The sequence below is a fragment of the Brevundimonas sp. GW821-FHT10E09 genome (genome assembly GCF_058809375.1).
This window is the reverse complement of sequence record NZ_JBXASO010000001.1, coordinates 203,389-222,105: the sequence shown is the minus strand read 5'-3', so window position 1 is coordinate 222,105 and position 18,717 is coordinate 203,389. Positions and strand designations below refer to the sequence as shown.

General features: G+C 66.1%; 14 protein-coding genes. 8 read left to right on the top strand and 6 right to left on the bottom strand.

The genetic code is table 11. The features are described from left to right. On the bottom strand, nucleotides 1–1,284 hold the full coding sequence (locus AC1RSI_RS01025) for a S41 family peptidase (RefSeq protein ID WP_154726658.1): 1,284 nt from the start codon (nucleotides 1,282–1,284) through the stop codon (nucleotides 1–3). 41 nt (nucleotides 1,285–1,325) lie between these two features. Further along, nucleotides 1,326–2,036 (bottom strand): SDR family NAD(P)-dependent oxidoreductase, encoded by a 711-nt coding sequence (locus AC1RSI_RS01020; protein ID WP_154726655.1) that lies wholly within the window; start codon nucleotides 2,034–2,036, stop codon nucleotides 1,326–1,328. Nucleotides 2,037–2,077: 41 nt separating this feature from the next. Between AC1RSI_RS01020 and AC1RSI_RS01015 the strand changes: the two genes are divergently transcribed. Next, nucleotides 2,078–2,776 (top strand): HAD family hydrolase, encoded by a 699-nt coding sequence (locus AC1RSI_RS01015; RefSeq protein ID WP_035310748.1) that lies wholly within the window; start codon nucleotides 2,078–2,080, stop codon nucleotides 2,774–2,776. A 4-nt stretch (nucleotides 2,777–2,780) separates the two neighbouring features. Here the strand turns inward: AC1RSI_RS01015 and AC1RSI_RS01010 are convergent, their stop codons facing one another. After that, a complete protein-coding gene (locus AC1RSI_RS01010) occupies nucleotides 2,781–3,575 on the bottom strand; it encodes a hypothetical protein (RefSeq protein WP_035310750.1) in 795 nt (264 codons plus the stop codon). A gap of 82 nt (nucleotides 3,576–3,657) precedes the next feature. Next, the gene (locus AC1RSI_RS01005; protein WP_447941432.1) at nucleotides 3,658–6,630 is read right to left on the bottom strand and encodes a TonB-dependent receptor plug domain-containing protein; all 2,973 of its coding nucleotides are present in this window, start codon (nucleotides 6,628–6,630) and stop codon (nucleotides 3,658–3,660) included. Nucleotides 6,631–6,856: 226 nt separating this feature from the next. On the opposite strand from AC1RSI_RS01005, the gene AC1RSI_RS01000 reads away from it, so the two are divergent. Beyond that, nucleotides 6,857–7,231 (top strand): ribonuclease E inhibitor RraB, encoded by a 375-nt coding sequence (locus AC1RSI_RS01000; protein ID WP_230307711.1) that lies wholly within the window; start codon nucleotides 6,857–6,859, stop codon nucleotides 7,229–7,231. A gap of 25 nt (nucleotides 7,232–7,256) precedes the next feature. Next, the gene (carB, locus tag AC1RSI_RS00995) at nucleotides 7,257–10,556 is read left to right on the top strand and encodes a carbamoyl-phosphate synthase large subunit (RefSeq protein ID WP_154726739.1); all 3,300 of its coding nucleotides are present in this window, start codon (nucleotides 7,257–7,259) and stop codon (nucleotides 10,554–10,556) included. A 54-nt stretch (nucleotides 10,557–10,610) separates the two neighbouring features. Here the strand turns inward: carB and AC1RSI_RS00990 are convergent, their stop codons facing one another. Then, on the bottom strand, nucleotides 10,611–14,027 hold the full coding sequence (locus AC1RSI_RS00990; protein ID WP_154726740.1) for a class I SAM-dependent DNA methyltransferase: 3,417 nt from the start codon (nucleotides 14,025–14,027) through the stop codon (nucleotides 10,611–10,613). A gap of 134 nt (nucleotides 14,028–14,161) precedes the next feature. Here AC1RSI_RS00990 and AC1RSI_RS00985 point away from each other — a divergent pair, with 134 nt between their 5' ends. Beyond that, nucleotides 14,162–15,481 carry an amidohydrolase gene (locus AC1RSI_RS00985; RefSeq protein ID WP_154726741.1) on the top strand — a complete coding sequence of 440 codons (1,320 nt, stop codon included), beginning with the start codon at nucleotides 14,162–14,164 and terminating at the stop codon, nucleotides 15,479–15,481. A gap of 17 nt (nucleotides 15,482–15,498) precedes the next feature. On the opposite strand, the gene AC1RSI_RS00980 is transcribed toward AC1RSI_RS00985, so the two are convergent. Further along, nucleotides 15,499–16,794 (bottom strand): dicarboxylate/amino acid:cation symporter, encoded by a 1,296-nt coding sequence (locus AC1RSI_RS00980; RefSeq protein WP_154726742.1) that lies wholly within the window; start codon nucleotides 16,792–16,794, stop codon nucleotides 15,499–15,501. A gap of 125 nt (nucleotides 16,795–16,919) precedes the next feature. On the opposite strand from AC1RSI_RS00980, the gene AC1RSI_RS00975 reads away from it, so the two are divergent. The 4 genes from AC1RSI_RS00975 (at nucleotide 16,920) to greA (ending at nucleotide 18,716) form a co-directional block, all read left to right on the top strand. After that, nucleotides 16,920–17,120 carry a cysteine protease gene (locus tag AC1RSI_RS00975; RefSeq protein ID WP_154726743.1) on the top strand — a complete coding sequence of 67 codons (201 nt, stop codon included), beginning with the start codon at nucleotides 16,920–16,922 and terminating at the stop codon, nucleotides 17,118–17,120. Between the two features lie 56 nt (nucleotides 17,121–17,176). Continuing rightward, nucleotides 17,177–17,842, top strand: coding sequence for a glutathione S-transferase family protein (locus AC1RSI_RS00970; RefSeq protein ID WP_035311221.1), 666 nt, complete (start codon nucleotides 17,177–17,179; stop codon nucleotides 17,840–17,842). 53 nt (nucleotides 17,843–17,895) lie between these two features. Continuing rightward, a complete protein-coding gene (locus AC1RSI_RS00965) occupies nucleotides 17,896–18,096 on the top strand; it encodes a hypothetical protein (protein ID WP_008259424.1) in 201 nt (66 codons plus the stop codon). A gap of 146 nt (nucleotides 18,097–18,242) precedes the next feature. Further along, nucleotides 18,243–18,716, top strand: coding sequence for a transcription elongation factor GreA (gene greA, locus AC1RSI_RS00960; protein ID WP_008260399.1), 474 nt, complete (start codon nucleotides 18,243–18,245; stop codon nucleotides 18,714–18,716). The last annotated feature ends 1 nt before the right edge of the window (nucleotide 18,717 follow it).

Here is an 18,717-nt window from a genome sequence, read left to right as displayed (position 1 = left end):
CTAAAGGCCGGCGGGCTGGTCTGCCGACCGGACCCGGTCCGCTCCCTGCGCCTGGAGCGCGGCGATGGCCGCCTCCAGCGTCGGGTCCTCGCCCGCGCGGCGCTGGCTCACGGTGCGGGGCGCCGCGATGTCCGGGGTGACGCCGCGTTTCTCCAGCCGCACCCCGCCCGCCGTGACGAAGTTCGCCCGGCTCAGCGTCAGCTTGCCCCCGTCCGGCAGGTCCGTCTCCTGGGCGATCAGGACCGAACCGATGGTCTTCTCGCCCACCACTATGCCCCGCCCCGCTTCCTGCAGGGCGGCGGGCGTCAGCTCGGCCGCGCTGCGGCTGCCCCGGTCCACCAGGACCGCGACCGGATTGGCCACCGGCGCGCTGCGGTCGCCGCAGTCGCCTGAGGCCCGCAGGATCACGGGCCGCCCGTTCCGTCCGGTCCGCGTCGCCCAGACCTGATCGCGGGGCAGGAAACAGGTCAACACCGACTCGGCCTCCCACAGCCGGCCGCCGGGATTGGCTCTCAGGTCCAGGATCACGTCCACATCCGACGGCAGGCCGTCCAACTCGCCGCCCAGCCAGCGCCCCAGTCCCGCATCGAACTGTTCCACCGTCAGCACCAGAACCCCCGGCCGGGACTTGTCGGCCGTAAACGGCTGCGGCCCGTCCATCAGCTGCGGGGTCAGGATGGTGTCGCGGCGCATCCCGGTCTCGTCCGTCAGAACCAGATGGACCGGCGTCCCCTCCTGCACCTCCACGTCCGGTCCCCACGGCCGGCCGTCGACGCTGTCCAGGGTCCAGCCCAGTTGCACCCCCGCCGCCTGAGCCGGAGAGCCGTCGCGCACCCGCTCCACCGTCCACAGGTCGGGATCCTCGCCCCGCATCAGGGTCATGCCCATGACGGCCCGGCGCGCATACTGGGCGTCCTGGCGACGCACGGCGGCCGGCGGGCTGGCGCCGGCATGGCCGTCGTCCAGCAGGTCCAGCATGGTGTTGACGACCCGGTACAGCGCCCGGTCGTCGGCCGCCGCCAGGGCCTGGGGCCGGAACCGATCGCGCGCCGCGCCCCAGTCCACCCCATGCAGATCAGGATCGTAATAGCCGCGCCGCACCTCGCTCCAGACCGTGTCGAACACCCGCTGGTTCATCCGCGCCCGCTCGCGGCTGGGCGCGGCGACGACCGCCGCCGCCGGGGTCTCGGCGTAGGCCAAGGCCGCCGGCCCGCCGCAAAGCGGCAAGCTGAGCAACAAGAGGCTGAAAAGCCGGGCGGAACCTTTGACGGACATGCCGGCCATGTGACGCAAGACCGGTCCCGTCCTCAAGTCACGAATATGCGTTATTCGGGAATACGCGCCCCGTCCCAGGCGAACACCCCGCCGCTGTCGGCCGGCGTCAGCGCCGCCATGACCGCCAGCAGCCGTTCGGCGGAATAGTCGGGCGTGAACAGCCGCCCCTCCGCCACCCCCTTCTGGAACGGCGCGCTCAGGCCCGTATCGACCGTGCCGGGATGCAGACCCGCGATCACGGCCAGCGGATGACTGCGCGCCATCTCGATCGCCAGATTGCGCAGGATCATGTTCAGCGCCGCCTTGGACGCCCGATAGCTGTGCCATCCGCCCAACCGGTTGTCGCCGATCGACCCCACCCGCGCCGACAGGGCCGCGAACACCGCCCGCCGGTCGCGCGGCGTCAGCGGCAGCAGGTGTTTCGCCGCCAGCGCCGGCCCCACGGCGTTGACGCGATAGTCCCTCAGCATGTGATCCGCCTCAAGCTGCCGCAGGCTCCGCTCGGGCCGGAACCCGTCATGCAGCACGCCCGTCGCCAGCACGATCAGCGTCGGCGCCGCGCCCTGGCCGATTCGCCGCGCCGCCTCCGCCAGACTGGCCTCGTCCTCCAGGTCGGCCGCCAGGGCCTGTGCGCCCGCGACCTCTTCCCCGGTTCGCGATATCGCCCAGACGGTCTGGTGCTTGCCCTCCACGATCAGGCGATCGACCAGGGCCCGGCCGAGGCCGCCCGTCGCCCCGATCACCACCGCCGATCCGTTCATCCCGTCTCCCCTCGCGTTTCGTCCCATGATAGGGGCGCGGCATGAACATCACCACGGTCGGCCTCGATGCCGACGACACCCTCTGGCACAACGAGACGATCTTCCGCCTGACCCATGCGCGGTTCGTCGATCTGCTGGACGATCACGGCGACGCCGCCACCATCGAGGCGCGCTTGGCCGAGACCGAGCAGCGCAACCTGCGGCTCTACGGCTACGGCGTGAAGGGCTTCACCCTGTCGATGATCGAGACGGCGATGGAGTTGTGCGACGGCGGCGCCCCGCCCGAGGTCGTGCGCGAGATCCTGGCCGCCGGCCGTGAAATGCTGGCCCATCCGGTCGAGACCCTGCCCGGCGTGGACGAGGTGGTCTCCGAACTGGCCGAACACTACCGCCTGGTCCTGATCACCAAGGGCGACCTGCTGGACCAGGAGCGCAAACTGGCGGCCTCGGGCCTGGGCGACCGGTTCGCGGCGGTCGAGATCGTCTCCGAAAAGGACCGGGCCACCTACGACCGCGTCTTCGCCCGCCACGGCACCGGCGCGGCCGAGGCCGTCATGGCCGGCAATTCGATGAAGTCCGACGTCCTGCCCGCCATCGCCGCCGGCGCCTTCGGCGTCCACATCCCCTACCACGTCACCTGGGCCCACGAACTGGCCGACGCCCCGGTGAACGAACCCCGCTACGTCTCCCTGTCCCGCATCGGCGAACTGCCGGACTGGATTGCGGCGATAGAGGCGTGACGCCTCAGGCGTAGCCCAAGAGAGCGCGCAAGCCCGGAGCGTGAAATTCGATCAGCTTCTTCTGCGCCTCTGAGATCTCGTCGGGCAGGACGACCGCGCTGGACACATTCAGGTTCTGGCGCGCCGTTCGGCTCTGTCGTTTGTCTGCGCCGACCCTGACCCGCTCGCGCCAATCGGCGGGCACGGCCTCGAGGCCGCAATCCGCCAACAAACGTAGGAAGAAGACCTCCGAAGCCTTGCTGTTCAGATCTTCCACCGCAGCGACGATGTCTTCGTACCGGTAGAGGACCGCCCGTGTGCCCATCCAGGCGACGACATTATGGGTGTACATGTCTTCCAGCGTCGGCGTCCGCTCGTGAATGCCGAAGATCATCATATTGATCAGTTCGTCGGCCGGTATGGCGCCGCTCTTCAGATGCGCCAGATTGGCCTGCTGAAATTCGTCGGACAGATAGAAGCGCGCACGCGCCAGCACCCAACTGTGCGGATCGCGCGCCAGAACGATATGTCTCGCGGCGCCCAGGGCGTGGACGCCGGAATCGCTGAACAGCAGATGGCCGCAGCTCATCATCGGCCGAGCCGGATCGAACAGATGACGATGCTGGGCCAGGTTGGGAATCTGCACGAACTCGCGCCCATAGTGCTGCCCCACCGGCACGAACATCCGCAGGATGTTGCGAATAAGGTGAGTGCCGCCCTTGGGAATGCTGTTCAGGAAGAGGGGCGTCGACAGTGGCGCGGGATCAAAGCGCGCCGCATCCTCGTCCAGCGTATCCTTCATGCCCAGGATGACCGCCATATTTCACACTCTCCGCAAGACAAAAGGGGCGGCAGGTTGGAGAACCCGCCGCCCCGTCAAGACCATATAGCCCGTTTGTCGATCAGAACGACTTGCTGATGCGGACAAAGCCGCGGCGGCCGTACATGCCTTCGGTATATTGCGAGGTGAAGGCCGAGGTGCCGACGGTGCTGAATTCGCCCAGGTTCAGGGTAGTCAGTTGCGGCGGCAGTTCGTCGAACAGATTGGCTACACCTGCCAGGATCGACCAGCTTTCGGCATCATAACGAACAGAGAAGCTGTGGAAGGCCGTGAAGGGCGCATCAAGCTTCAGATAGACTTCCTGTCCGCCGACCGTGGCGGTGTCGCTGCCATAAGAGGCGTAGTTGCCTTGGTGCCCAATCATCTGGACGGCCCAAACGCCGGTCCAGGGGCCTCGTTCGTACTGCAGGTTCAGATTGCCCACGAACTGCGGATTACCGACCTCGCCGAGGGTGTCGACGATATTGTCGGCGAACAGGGCTTCTCGCGATTCCAACTGCCAGGTCGCCTGGCCGTCGATCGAGAACCGGTCGCCCCAAGGCAGGTCGTGGGCATAACGCGCTGTGAAATCGATGCCCCGGTTGGTCTGTTCGGCGATGTTGATGAACTTGCCGGAGATGGTGTCGATCCGGTGCGTTCCCTCGTTACGGACGAACTGGCTGCAGACCGGGTCGGTCGGGAAATTGTCCGAGAGGTAGCAGGCCGAGACGGTTCTCGAGCCCAGACTGGTGACCTGGTCCTCGATCTCGATCTCGAAATAATCGACCGCAGCGCTGAAGTTGATGAACTTCGGCGTCCAGACCAAGCCTATAACATGGGCCGTGGAGGTTTCCGGCTCAAGTTGTCCCAATCCGCCGCCCTCGAACAGCGTCGCCGAACTGCCGGCCCCGTTGTGGGTCCCGGGCACGCCGCCGCCCGGTCCGTTCGGATTTGCGCAGTTGTCGGCCAGGCGTTGGCTGATGGTGCCGTCAGTCAGGTTCTGCTGCCAGTTGATGCAGGGATCCACCGTGCGCTGGCTGGCGAAGCTGCTCTGGTCGGCCAGATACAGTTCGAACAGAGCCGGGGCTCGGAACGACGTGCCCGTGGTGGCGCGCATGCGAACGTCCGGCAAGAACTCCCAGTTCACGCCGACCTTGTAGGTCGATGCGCTGCCCGACGTCTTGGTGTTGGTCATCCGGCCGGACAGGCTGAGGTCCAGGCCATAGGCGAACGGCATATCCTTCAGAACCGGGATCGACAGTTCGGTGAAGATTTCGGCCGTGCGCTCGGAGCCCTGGGTGATGCCGGCGCTGGACGAACCCCAGGCGTTGGCGCTGCGCGTGATTTCGCCCGGGACGTCGTTGATTTCGTCGTGACGAACATGGAAGCCGAGGGCCGCCCCGATCGGGCCGGCTGGCAGGTCGAACAGCTCGCCACCCATGAAGCCTTCAATATAGGCCTGTTCATAGACAGTGTTGCCCTTGTCCACGTCGAACAGGAAGGCGCGCTGTTCATCAGTCAGATTACCGGCTAGGAAGTCCGGATCGGCCCAGTTGATGTCGATGCAGGTCCGACCGCTGACCGCCATAATCTCGCCGGCGCAGGAATCGGTGCGGTAGCTCTGGCTGTCGACGGCGTCCTTCAGGATGACGTCGGCGGTATAGTCGCCGTCCGAACGGCTGTATTGGAAGAAGACGTCCCACTTCCAGTCGTTCAGGAAGCTGCCCGGATCGACGAAGTCGCCCCGGACGCCACCGACGACGCGGGCGTAATCGACCTGCTGGCTGGCCGAGTTGTGGTTCGTGATCGGCGTGGGGCTGAGCAGATAGTCGCCGCCCCAGCTTTCATAGCCGTACCCAGCGCCGTAAGACCAGTCGCCGGCGTAGGCGTAGTTCCAGAACTGGCGGTAGCCCTTGGTCGAGGATTTGCGGCGGTTCAGTAGGACTTCGGCATAGGCCTCGGCGTGCTCGGTCAACTGGTATTTGCCCTCGGCGAAGACCGTGTAACGCTCAACCTCGGGGATCAGGGTCTGTTCGTCGTCAAACGGGTGGTTGCCGTTCATGACCGCCGTGCTGGGGCCGTCATAGCCGACCAGATAGAAGCCTGGAGGCGGGACCGGCACCTGACCGGCCAAGCTGCCCGGCACGGTCGGGATGTAGTTGCCCAGGTCGCCGTCATAATCATACTGGAAACGGCCCGGCAACGAGGCGAAGGTGTTGTCATAGGCCCAGACATGGCCCCACAACAGGTCTAGGCACGCGGGCTTGCCGGTACGCGGATCGATCCGGTCCGCACGATTGCCTTGAGCGTCAAAGACATACTGTGCCGCGCAACTGGTGTAGTCGCGATCACCCTGCAGTTGCTCGAACTGCTTGTAGTAGTCGCCAGATATGCTGAAGCTGCCGCGTTCGAACGTCTTGCCGAAGGTGCCGGAGAAGTTCATCTGCTCGCCACCGCCTTCGAAGGGCGCGGTATAATAGGCGGTCAACTCGCCGCCGTCCTGCTCGACGCCGGTAATCAGATTCACCACACCGGCTACGGCGTCAGACCCGTAGATCGACGAGGCGCCGTCCTTCAGGATATCGACACGCGACAGGGCCGATTGCGGCAGGACGTTCAGGTCGAACGCCGAAACGCCGCCACGTGTGCCGGCCGGACCGGCGCGACGACCGTTCAGCAGAACCAAGGTGCGGTTGGCGCCTAGGCCACGCAGCGAAACCGTCGCCGCGCCCGGTCCTCCGTCGGTAACGAAAGAGCTGGAGATCGTCGAGGTGACTTGGGGCGAGCCGGCGGCCAGGGTCGATTGCTGCAGCAATTGCGCCGTGTCGCTGAGACCACGCGCTTGGGCGTTCTGCGCGGTCAGCACCTGCACGGGCGAAGCGCTCGTGTATTCGTTCCTCGGGATACGCGAACCAGTGACTACAATTTCCTCTACTTCGGACGTGGCCTCAGTCTCCGCAGCCGTAGGCTGAGTTTCCTGTGCCATTGCCGGCGCGGCGGCCATCAGAGTAGCGAACGCGCCGCCAACCAAGGCAGAAGCATTCAAAAGTCCCATCCGACGAGTCATGGAATTCCCCAGTTCAGCTCTAAATGAACTGCCTACTAAATGTGAATTTCGAACCGCAGGCCACCTCAATGACGCAAAGTCGACACCTTGTCGCAACGAATGTGGCAAATTCGCATCACTTTTTTGACCTGATTTGAGAGCCCGAAAGGTCTTGCCCCCCCGCCCCTCCCTCTCTAAACGGGCCGCTTAACCGACAACCCGACGCGAGCTCCGCATGGCGACGCCCTGCGGCGGCTACGCGCGCGCAAACTACGAAGGAAGACGTCGCCCCTTGGACGCCTCGGACATCAGTCATGACGAACGCGACGCCATGGTGCGCGCGGCGCTGGCCGAACAGGGCGACAGCGGCGTGACGCCGCGCCACACGCTGTTCTTCTTCCTGGGCGACGAAGACGCCCATGGCGACCTGTGCGAGGTGGCGCGGCGCGCCGGCTTCATCGCGCGCGGCGACGGCGACATGACGATTCTCGAGACCACCATGGCCGTCGACGCGGAGAGTTTCGCTCCCGTCTCGTCCATGATGCAGACCTGGGCCGCGGCCTTCCAGCTGGAGTACGACGGCTGGGAATGCGCGGTCGTGACCCATTAGCGTTCAATAAGAAGAAGAGCTGGCGATGCCCAAGCGCACAGACATAAAGTCCATCCTCATCATCGGCGCCGGCCCGATCGTCATCGGCCAGGCGTGCGAGTTCGACTATTCCGGCGTCCAGGCGTGCAAGGCGCTGAAGGCCGAGGGGTACCGGGTCATCCTGGTCAACTCGAACCCCGCCACCATCATGACCGACCCCGAGGTGGCCGACGCCACCTATATCGAGCCGATCACGCCCGAGATGGTCGAGAAGATCATCGCCAAGGAACGCCCCGACGCCCTTCTGCCCACCATGGGCGGCCAGACCGCGCTGAACACCGCCCTGGCCCTGGACGCCTCGGGCGCGCTGAAGAAGTACGGCGTCGAGATGATCGGCGCGAAAGCCGAGGTCATCGACAAGGCCGAGGATCGTCAGAAATTCCGCGACGCCATGGACAAGCTGGGCCTGGAATCGCCCCGCTCCAAGGCCGCCCACTCGATGGAAGAGGCGCTGGAGGGGCTGGAGTACGTCGGCCTGCCCGCCGTCATCCGTCCCTCCTTCACCCTGGCCGGCACCGGCGGCGGCATCGCCTTCAACCGCGAGGAGTTCGAGGAGATCGTCCTGCGCGGCCTCGACCTGTCGCCGACCACCGAGGTGCTGATCGAGGAATCGGTGCTGGGCTGGAAGGAATATGAGATGGAGGTCGTCCGCGACACGGCGGACAACTGCATCATCATCTGCTCGATCGAGAACATCGACCCGATGGGCGTCCACACGGGCGACTCCATCACCGTCGCCCCTGCGCTTACGCTGACCGACAAGGAATATCAGCGGATGCGGACCGGCTCGATCAACGTCCTGCGCGAGATCGGCGTCGAGACCGGCGGATCGAACGTCCAATGGGCGATCAACCCCGCCGACGGCCGCATGGTGGTGATCGAGATGAACCCGCGCGTGTCGCGTTCGTCCGCCCTGGCCTCCAAGGCCACCGGCTTCCCCATCGCCAAGGTCGCGGCCCGTCTGGCCGTCGGCTACACCCTGGACGAACTGCAGAACGACATCACCCAGGTCACGCCGGCCAGCTTTGAGCCGTCGATCGACTATGTCGTCACCAAGATCCCGCGCTTCGCCTTCGAAAAATACCCCGGCTCGGAGCCCCTGCTGGGCACCTCGATGAAGTCGGTGGGCGAGGTCATGGCCATCGGCCGCACCTTCCAGGAATCGATGCAGAAGGCCCTTCGCGGGCTTGAGACCGGCCTGTCCGGCTTCGACGAGATCGAGATCGAAGGCGTCGCCGACGTCGAGGACGCCGGCGCCGCCCGCGCCGCCGTGGTCCGCGCCCTGGGCATCCCGACGCCCGACCGCATCCGCGTCATCGCCCAGGCCTTCCGCCACGGCCTGACGGTGGAAGAGGTCAACGCCGCCTGTTCCTACGAGCCCTGGTTCCTGCGCCAGATCGCCGACATCGTGCGCGAGGAAGGCCATGTCCGGGTCAAGGGCCTGCCGACCGACCCGACCGAGTTCCGCCGCCTGAAGGCCAAGGGCTTCTCCGACGCCCGTCTGGCCCATCTTGTCGGGTCCACGGAAAAGGCCGTGCGCCTGGCCCGTCGCGGCCTGAACGTCCGCCCCGTCTTCAAGCGGATCGACACCTGCGCGGCCGAGTTCGCCAGCGCCACCGCCTATATGTATTCGACCTATGAGACCGGCGCCCTGGGCCAGATCCCCGAGTGCGAGTCCCAGCCGTCGGACAAGAAGAAGGCCATCATCCTGGGCGGCGGTCCGAACCGGATCGGCCAGGGGATCGAGTTCGACTACTGCTGCTGCCACGCGGCCTTCGCCTTCGACGACATCGGCGTCGAGTCGATCATGGTCAACTGCAACCCCGAGACCGTCTCGACCGACTACGACACCTCCGACCGCCTGTATTTCGAGCCCCTGACGGCCGAGGACGTGCTGGAGCTGATCGAGGTCGAGCGTTCGAACGGCGACCTCATCGGCTGCGTCGTCCAGTTCGGCGGCCAGACCCCGCTGAAGCTGGCCCACGCCCTGCAAGAGGACAATATCCCTGTCCTGGGCACCAGCGTCGACTCCATCGACCTGGCCGAGGACCGCGAGCGCTTCCAGCAGATGCTGGAGGCCATCGGCCTGAAACAACCGCCCAACGGCCTGGCCCGTTCGGCCGAAGAAGCCGCGCAAAAGGCCGAAGAGGTCGGCTATCCGGTCGTGCTGCGCCCCTCCTACGTCCTGGGCGGCCGCGGCATGATGATCGTCCACGACCGCGAGCAACTGGACCGCTACGTCCATGAGGCCATGCGCGTCTCAGGCTCCGACCCCGTCCTGATCGACCATTATCTGAACCGCGCCACCGAGGTGGATGTGGACGCCCTGTGCGACGACGAGACGGTGTTCGTCGCCGGCGTGCTGGAACATATCGAGGAAGCCGGCGTCCACTCGGGCGACAGCGCCTGCTCCATGCCGCCCTGGTCCCTGTCGGCCGAGACGGTGGCCGAGCTGAAGCGCCAGACCACCGAAATGGCCAAGGCCCTGAAGGTGCGCGGCCTGATGAACGTCCAGTTCGCCATCGAAGAACCGCACAGCGAGAACCCGCGCATCTTCGTGCTGGAGGTGAACCCGCGCGCGTCCCGCACGGCGCCCTTCGTGGCCAAGACCATCGGCCAGCCGATCGCCGCCATCGCCGCCAAGGTCATGGCCGGCGTGCCGCTGAAATCCTTCGGCCTGACCGACAAGCCTTACGACCATATCGCGGTCAAGGAAGCGGTCTTCCCCTTCGCCCGCTTCGCCGGGGTCGACACCATCCTGGGCCCGGAAATGCGCTCGACCGGCGAGGTCATGGGTCTGGACTGGAAGCGTGAGGGCGAGGCCGACATGGCCCCCGCCTTCGCCCGCGCCTTCGCCAAGTCCCAGATCGGCGGCGGCACCACCCTGCCCACCGCCGGCTGCGCCTTCGTCTCGGTCAAGGAGGACGACAAGCCCTTCATCGTCGAGGCGGTTCAGACCCTGCTGTCGGAGGGCTTCTCCATCATCGCCACCAGCGGCACCCGGGACTATCTGGCCACCCAGGGCATCGAGGTCGGCCTGGTCAAGAAGGTGCTGGAAGGCCGCCCGCACATCGTGGACGCCATGAAGAACGGCGAGGTCCACCTGGTCTTCAACACCACCTCGGGCAAACAGTCGCTTCAGGACAGCTTCAGCCTGCGCCGCACCGCCCTGATGATGAAGATCCCCTACTACACCACCACCGCCGGCGCCCTCGCCGCCGCCCAGGCCATCGGCGCCATCAAGGCCGGCGACCTGGATGTCCGACCGATCCAGGACTACGCCTGATCACGGACCGGAGGGGCGAGCAGACGCCCCTCCGGTTCGCCCTATGACCGACCGTCAGGCCGCGCGGCGCGCGGCGTAGGCTCCACCCGGCAGAGCGGTGATCCAGCCATAGCGGACCAGGGTGGACAGGGCCTGAACCACCCGCTGTTCGATCTTCTTGCCGCCGCCCTTGAAGGCGCGCGACACGGCGGCGGCGTCCATCGGACCGTTCGCCGCCTCCAGCACGGCGCGAATGGCCATGACCTGTTCGCCCTTGTCCTTGGGGAAGACCGGCAGGCTCTTGTCGATGGCGACGACCGTCTCGCCCAGGTCCAGTTGACCGGACTTGGCGGCGGCGCCCTTGGCGAAACGCGGAATCTGATAGTCGGGCCGCAGCCAGCGCACATGGCCCGCCGCCTCTTCCGCCGCGCGTTCGGCGTTCAGGGCGACCAGCCGTTCCAGAATGATCTCGTCCAGTTTTTTACTTTCGTCATCCTCGGATGACGAAAACAGAGGGATCAGGTCGTCCCAGCCATAGGCCTGCATCGTCGCCCGGTCGATCTGGTCGTGCAGATCCTTCAGGATCAGCACCCGGCCGCGTTCCTTGACGTCCTGATCCTTGGCGTCCAGCGGCACCCCGGCGCGGATCTTCTCCAGCACGTTATACAGGCCAGTCAGGGTCAAGTCCGGATGCTCGGCCTGCACCGTCTTGCGCGTGGCGTCGAGTTCCTCGCCGAGGGCGCGGAGGGTGGCGCGGAGGGCGTCGGACGTGTCGGGGAAGGGGAAGGGGTCGAAGCAAGCGCTTCGCGAGTAACGGGAGTCGTTGCCTACGCCTAGCCACCCGCCCTTATGCATCGACCATTCGACGTGAAGGCGCGATGAGAGCACCGCAAGATGCCAAGCATCAGACGAGCAAACTCCTATCAACGTTTGATCCATCATCACGTCGGATGGCGCGAACTGAAAAGTACGGAACTTCGAAGTTTGAATGGTCAGAATGTAGCGATGTAAATCGCTGACACTGTCGCGAAACTCCGGTCGAGCTTCGGCAAAATACCACCAGTTATCTCTGTAGCTTGCGCGTCGATCAGTGGCTCTGACCGGCCGAATTCTTTCCGCAAGTCGAGTGTAAACAACAGGGTGCTCTCGCCTTAATGTGGCAAGATCTAAGCCAAAGGGATCGATTATGGTGACGCCGCGTACTCGAGCGCTGAGGTCGCGTCCGCTTCTGTATGTCCTGATCAGTGAGCCGCTTTGCGGCTCTACGGAAAGCAGTTGCTGATGCTCAGCGGGGGAAAGGATAAAACCATCCCCCAAGAAAATTATTCCCCTGAAGCAGACGCCCTGATTGGCACCGAGAGCAACGGCCGACGTGGCGTCCACCCCAGTCGTCAGATCTGCGTTGATCTTTGCGGTGCGGCTTTCATAAGCAATTTCCGGGGTGTCGCTGTCGAGGCCGCGCTCCGACGTGGTCCAAAAGAGCGAACCCTCATGACGGCCAGCTTCGCAACTGGTCATCGCAATCCTGACGGAGGCGCTGTCGCTAGTCGCTTTCGTCCAAGGGTGATCTGCCATCGCAAAAATGATCGAAAGCGGCAACTTGCCACCCAAATAGCGCTCTATAACGCGCCGCTGAAAAACTTGACTGATCGAGTTGGTGGTAACGAATCCGAAGCGTCGCAAAGGAGTTTTCTTGCGGGTCAAAATCTCGCCAGCGCGATCCCACCAGTACATCACGAAATCGGCGCTCTCGTTAACATGAGGATGAGCGCGCCAAACAGCTTCCGCTTTTCCAGGGTCAAGTCTTGAGCGAAGAGTTGCCCCGCCGATAAACGGCGGGTTCCCCACGATGAACTCCGCCACGGGCCAGTCCGGCCGCCGTGCGTTCGGATAGACCTGAACCGCAACCCCGTCCCTCATCTCGAACTGATGTTCGGGATAGCCGTCCCAGGTCAGGACCGCGTCCTTCTGCTGGATATTGCCGAAGGCCTTCAGGATCGGTTCGGCGGGGTGTTCGACGCTGTTGCGATAATGCTGTTGCAGATAGCCGATCCACAGCACCAGTTCGGCGATGGCGGCGGCGCGGACGTTCAGTTCGATGCCCAGGAACTGGTGGGGATCGACCGTCTCGAAGCCGATGCCCTCTGTCTCGCCCAACTCGGCCAGGGCCTCCAGCACCTCGCCCTCCAGCCGTTTCATCAGCTCCAGCGAGACATAGAGGAAGTTGCCGGTGCCGCAGGCCGGGTCCAGCACGCGGGTCATGCACAGCTGATGGTGAAAGGCGCGGACGGCCGCCACGGCCTCCTTATGCTCGCCCCGTTCGCGCGCATCCCCGGCCTTGACCAGGGCGGCGTTCCAGTCGCCCCGTAACGGCTCCATCACCGTCACCTCGACCAGCCGCTCGACATAGGAACGGGGGGTGTAGTGGGCGCCCAGCTTGCGCCGCTCGCCCGGCTCCAGCGCCTGTTCGACCAGGGTGCCGAAGATGGCCGGCTCCACATAGCGCCAGTCGTGGCTCGAGGCGGCCAGCAGTTCCCCGATCTCCTCGCGCCCCAGGGGGAAGGCCTTGGCGTTCTTGAACAGGCTGCCGTTGAAATGCCTCAGGTGCAGGCCGAAGCCGGCATAGAACCGGCTCTCGTACTCCGGCGCATCCATGCTCTTCCACAGGGCCTGGAGCATCGGCGCGAAGCTCTCGGGATGGTCCAGTTGGTCCTTCAACAGGGCGGTGAACCGCCCGCGTGGCAACAGGTCCACATCCTCGGCGAACATGGTGAAGATGCACCGCATCAGGAAATGGGCGACCTCTTCCGCCGGATGCTTCTTCTCCAGCCGTTTCGACACCTCGGCCAGCCGCTCGGCGATCTGGCGGGTGACGCGGGCCGACTCGCGGGTCGGGTCCAGCGAAAGCGGCTCGGTCCAGATCGCCTTCAGCCGTTTGACGATCTTCTCGTCGCGCAGATCCTCCAGCCGGACCCGGAAGCCCTTGCGGTCGGGGAAGTGCGAATAGGCCCGGCCGCTGCCCGAGAAGTCGGCATAGACCTCGAACACATAGCCCACGTCGCAGACGATGATGAAGGGCGGGGCGGCGTGGTCGGCCGGCAGGCGGAAGACATAGTCCTCGGCCTGACGCCGGGCGTTGCGCATCAGCACGTCCCACTTGCCCTGGGACGCGGCGGTTGAGGCGGTTTCGTCCGCCTTGAACAGCGCGCCCTGGCCGTCGTCGCGATGCGCCGCCCGCGACTGTTTGGCCTCCAGGATGAAGCAGCCGCGCTTGTACAGGTCGATCCGCAGCGTCGAGGCAAGGCCCTCCGACTCGCGCCGCTTCACGCCTCGCTCGAACACATAGTCGTTGGTGCGGGTGTCGTCGCTGGCCGGATCGGGACGCGGAAGATCCAGGGCTTCGCACAGTTCCGTCAGGAACATCTGATAGTTGGCGCGCTCGGCCCCGCCCCGCGCGGCGCTCCAGCGCTCAATGAAGGTGTCGATATCCAATGATGCGCCCCGTGTCCGCGCCACACCCTAGAGTATGATCTCTTGGGGAGGAACCGGCCTTCATCCCCAATGACGCCTTCTTGCCGATCAGACGCCATCCTCTAAGGTGGCCTTGGGGAACAAGGGGATCACGGATGAAACGCGCGATATTGACGACGGCCGCTCTGGCTCTGGCCCTGGCGGCCGGGACGCCCGTCCTGGCGCAGGACGCCGGTCTGAAGGCGGCGGTGAAGGCGGATTATGACGCCAATCTCGCGACCCTGTTCGACTGGTTCCACCGCAATCCCGAACTGTCGGGGCAGGAGGTCCAGACCTCGGCGCGGCTGGCGCGCGAGCTGACGGCGCTCGGCTATCAGGTCACGACCGGCGTCGGCGGCACGGGCGTGGTCGCCGTGCTGAAGAACGGCGACGGCCCCACCGTCATGATCCGCGCCGACATGGACGGCCTGCCGCTTCAGGAACGCTCGGGCCTGGCCAACGCCTCGACGGCGCGCCAGCTGGACGCCGACGGGGTCGAAAAGCCGGTCATGCACGCCTGCGGCCATGATGTGCACATCACGGCCCTGGTCGGCACGGCCCGCCAGATGGCGGCGCGCAAGGCCAACTGGTCCGGCGCCCTGGTCCTGATCGGCCAGCCGGCGGAAGAACGGATCTTCGGCGCCCGGGCCATGATGGAGGACGGCCTCTACAGCCGCTTCCCCAAGCCGGACTACGCCCTGGCCTTCCACGTCTCGGCCGACACCCCGACCGGCAAGATCGAGGCCCCGCTGGACATCACCTCGTCCAGTTCGGACAGCGTCGATATCGCGGTGCGCGGCGTGGGCACGCACGGCGCCTATCCGCACCTGGGGGTCGATCCGGTGCTGGTCGCGTCCCAGATCGTGGTCTCCCTCCAGACCCTGCGCAGCCGCGAGGTCAGTCCGCTGGAGGGGGCGGTGGTCACCGTCGGATCGATCCACGGGGGGATCAAGCACAACATCATTCCCGAACAGGTCGATCTGCAACTGACCGTCCGCGCCGACAGCCCCGAGGTCCGCACGACCCTGCTGGACGGGATCGACCGGGTGGCCCGCAATACGGCCCTGGCCCTGAACGTGCCCGAGGACCGGCTGCCGGTCGTGACCCGCTCGGCGACCGAGACCACGCCGGCGACCATCAATGACCGCGAGACCGCCCAGCGGGTGCGCGACATCTTCGCCGCGACCTTCGGGCCGGACGTGCTGCGCGACACGCCGCGCGGCGGCATGGGGGCCGAGGACTTCGCCTATTTCGTCCAACCCGAGACCGGGGTGAAGGGCGTCTATTTCAGCGTCGGCGGCACGCCCGAGGCCGAGCTTGAGCAGGCCGCCGGCCACCATTCGCCCCTGTTCAAGATCACGCCCGAACCGGCCGTGACCCTGGGCGTCGAGGCCTCGGTCGCGGCGGCCGAGGGCCTGATGCCCCGGACCAACTAGGAACGAACTAGGGCGAACTAGGCGGCTTCGGCCGCCTCTTCTTCCCCATCCTCGCCCGCCACGATCCGCGTGGCCGCCAAGTCGCCGGTGACATTGCCGACGGTGCGGAAGATGTCGGGGATGACCTCGACCGCCAGCAGCAGGGGCAGCACCCCCAGCGGCAGGCCCATGGCCAGGCAGATGGGGCCGACGCTGGCGAAGAAGCTGACCTGGCCCGGCAGGCCGACCGAGGCGATGGAGACGGCGACAGCCGTCAGCCCGCCTGCGATCAGAGCGGCCAGGCTCAGCTCCACCCCGTTCAGTTGGGCGACGTACAGACAGACCGCCAGATTGGCGACCGGGCTGGTGATGCGGAACACCGCCACCGCCAGCGGCAGGACCAGACCCGCCGAGGTCTGGGGCACGCCCAGCCAGTCGCGCGCCCGTTCGATCATCACCGGCAGGCTGGCCAGCGACGACTGGGTCGAGACCGCCACCACCTGGGCCGGGGCCACGGCGCGCGCGAACCGGCCCAGCGAGATCCGCCCCCAGACCGTAGCCACCACATAGATGATCATGATCAGGCCGATCTGGCTCAGGCAGACGATGGCGACATAATGGGCCAGGGTGCCCGCCACCCCCAGCCCGGCTCTCAGGCCCACGCCCAGCGCCAGGGCGAACACCCCGAACGGCGCGGCCAGCAGCACCCAGTGGACGATCACCACCAGGGTCTCGGCCACCGCCTCAAAGAAGCCCGCCAGGGGCCGGCGCAGCTCGGCCTTGATCCGGGTCGCGGCGAAACCGAAGGCCAGGGCGAAGACCACCACGGCCAGGACCCCGTCGTCCGCCGCCGCCTTGATCAGATTGGCCGGCGCCAGACTGGCCAGGAAGGCGCGCAGGCCGTCGGTCCGCGCCGCCTCGCCCACCGTCGCCAGCGAATCCGCCGGAACCCCGGCCAGCAGGGCCCGCCCCGCCTCCGGATCGATGGGCCACAGGGCCAGCAGCCCTAGGCCCGCCAGGATCGCATAGACCGTCGCCCCGACCAGCAGCAGGCCGAACACCGTCAGCGACCGCACCGCGATCCGCCCCGTCGCCGCCGCGTCGGCGATGGAGACGATGCCCGTCACCAGCAGGCTGAACACCAGGGGGATGACGGTCATCCGCAGGGCGTTCAACCACACCTGGCCCAGGCTCTCGACCACGCCCAGCGCGCCGGTCAGCCAGGGGGCGTCGGCTTCCTGGGCCAGGGCGCCGACGACGACGCCGGCGGCCAGGGCCGCGATGACGAAAAAGCTCAGCGAGGTGAAGAAGGCGGCGACGCGAGATCTGTTCATGACGCACGGCTAGCATCGCTTTCGCCGTCGCGCGCGCCAAACCTTCTGTGATCGGCCTTCAGTTCATGTCGTCGCAGGTCGAAACGCGCCGCCGGCCGAGGCGTTGAGCCGACGAAGGAGATTCCATGTCCCGTCTGCACAAACTCGTTCCCCTGCTCGGCGGCCTGCTGCTGTCCCGGGGCGGCCGCCGCGTCGCCGGACGTCACGCCGGCAAGCTGGCCCTGGCCACCCTGGCCTATGAGGTCTGGCGCAGCCGACGCGAGGGCGCCCGCCCCAAGGTCCGCCCCGGCCCCCGTCCGCGCTGGAGCGGCCGCTCCCCGCGATAGGCCTCGACTTCCGGCCTCACGATGGGGATAGTCGAACCCGTTCGAACGGAGCCTCCATGATCAAAGTCCATCATCTGAACGACAGCCGTTCTCAGCGCGTGCTGTGGCTGCTGGAAGAACTGGGCCTGGACTATGAGGTGGTCCGTTACGAACGGGACGCGACCAGCCGGCTTGCGCCCCCGGAACTGCTGGCCATCCATCCGCTCGGCAAGTCGCCCGTGATCCAGGACGACGGCGTCACGGTCGCCGAGACCGGCGCCGTGGTCGAGTATCTGCTGGACACCTATGGCGAGGGCCGCCTGCGCCCGGCCGCCGGTTCCGAGGACGCCCGACGCTTCACCTATTGGCTCCACTACGCCGAGGGTTCCGCCATGCCGCCCCTGCTGCTGAAGCTGGTGTTCTCCATGCTGCCGCGGCGCGCGCCCGGCCTCGTCCGACCCTTGGTCAAGAGCATAGCCGCCAAGGCCCTGACCGGTTTCGTCGATCCGCAGCTGCGGACCCACGTCGGCTTCTGGGAGGACGAACTGGGACGGTCGGAGTGGTTCGCAGGCGACCAGTTCACCGCCGCCGACATCATGATGAGCTTCCCGGTGGAGGCCGGCGCCGACCGGGCCTTCGACCCAGCGACCAAACCCCGACTGAGGGCCTTCCTCGACAAGATCCACGCCCGCCCGGCCTATCGCCGCGCACTGGAACGGGGCGGGGCCTACAGCTACGCCTGAGGCGAAGACACGGCTCGGACGCAACCCGGCGACGTCACGGGCGTTAAGAGCCCATGCAATTTCGAACCATTCAGATCGTAGCGGGCCTGACGGCGGCGGTAGCCTTCGTTCTGGCCTTCATGGCCGCCGGCGCCGCCCTCGTGTCCGGCCTCTTCATGCTGGCCGGTCTCGCGGCGGTCGCCTGGCTGGCCTACAGCCTGATCAAGGGCGTCGTGCACCGCGACGACAAGTCCGAACCGCCTGCCCGCGCCTGACGCCTCCATCGATAACGGGGCTCGCTCTTGAAATCCTGAACGAGAAACCCTAATATTGATGCCCGGCCGCGCCCGCCCCGCGGCCTTTTGTGTGCCTACTCCGCGTCTTTCCAGTCTCCGGGCGAACCAGAAAAATCACGACACCAATGGAAAAAGTGCCGATGACGGCCGAGGGCTACCGTGTCCTCGACGATCAACTGAAGCAATTGAAGTCGGTCGAAAGGCCGAGCGTCATTGCGGCCATCTCTGAGGCCCGCGAGCATGGCGACCTGTCCGAAAACGCCGAATATCATGCCGCCAAGGAGCGTCAGGGCTGGATCGAAGGCCAGATCGCCGAGATCGAGGACAAGATCAGCCGCGCCCAGGTCATTGACGTGTCGAAACTGTCGGGCAGTCAGGTCAAATTCGGCGCCACGGTCACCGTGGTCGACGAGGACACCGAGGACGAGGCCCGGTACCAGATCGTCGGCGAACACGAAGCCGACGTGAAAAAGGGCAAGGTCTCGATCGCCTCGCCCATCGCGCGCGCCATGATCTCCAAGGAGGTCGGCGACGTGGTCGAGGTCAACACCCCCGGCGGCGTCAAGGCCTACGAAATCCTCAAGGTCGAGTGGAAGTAAG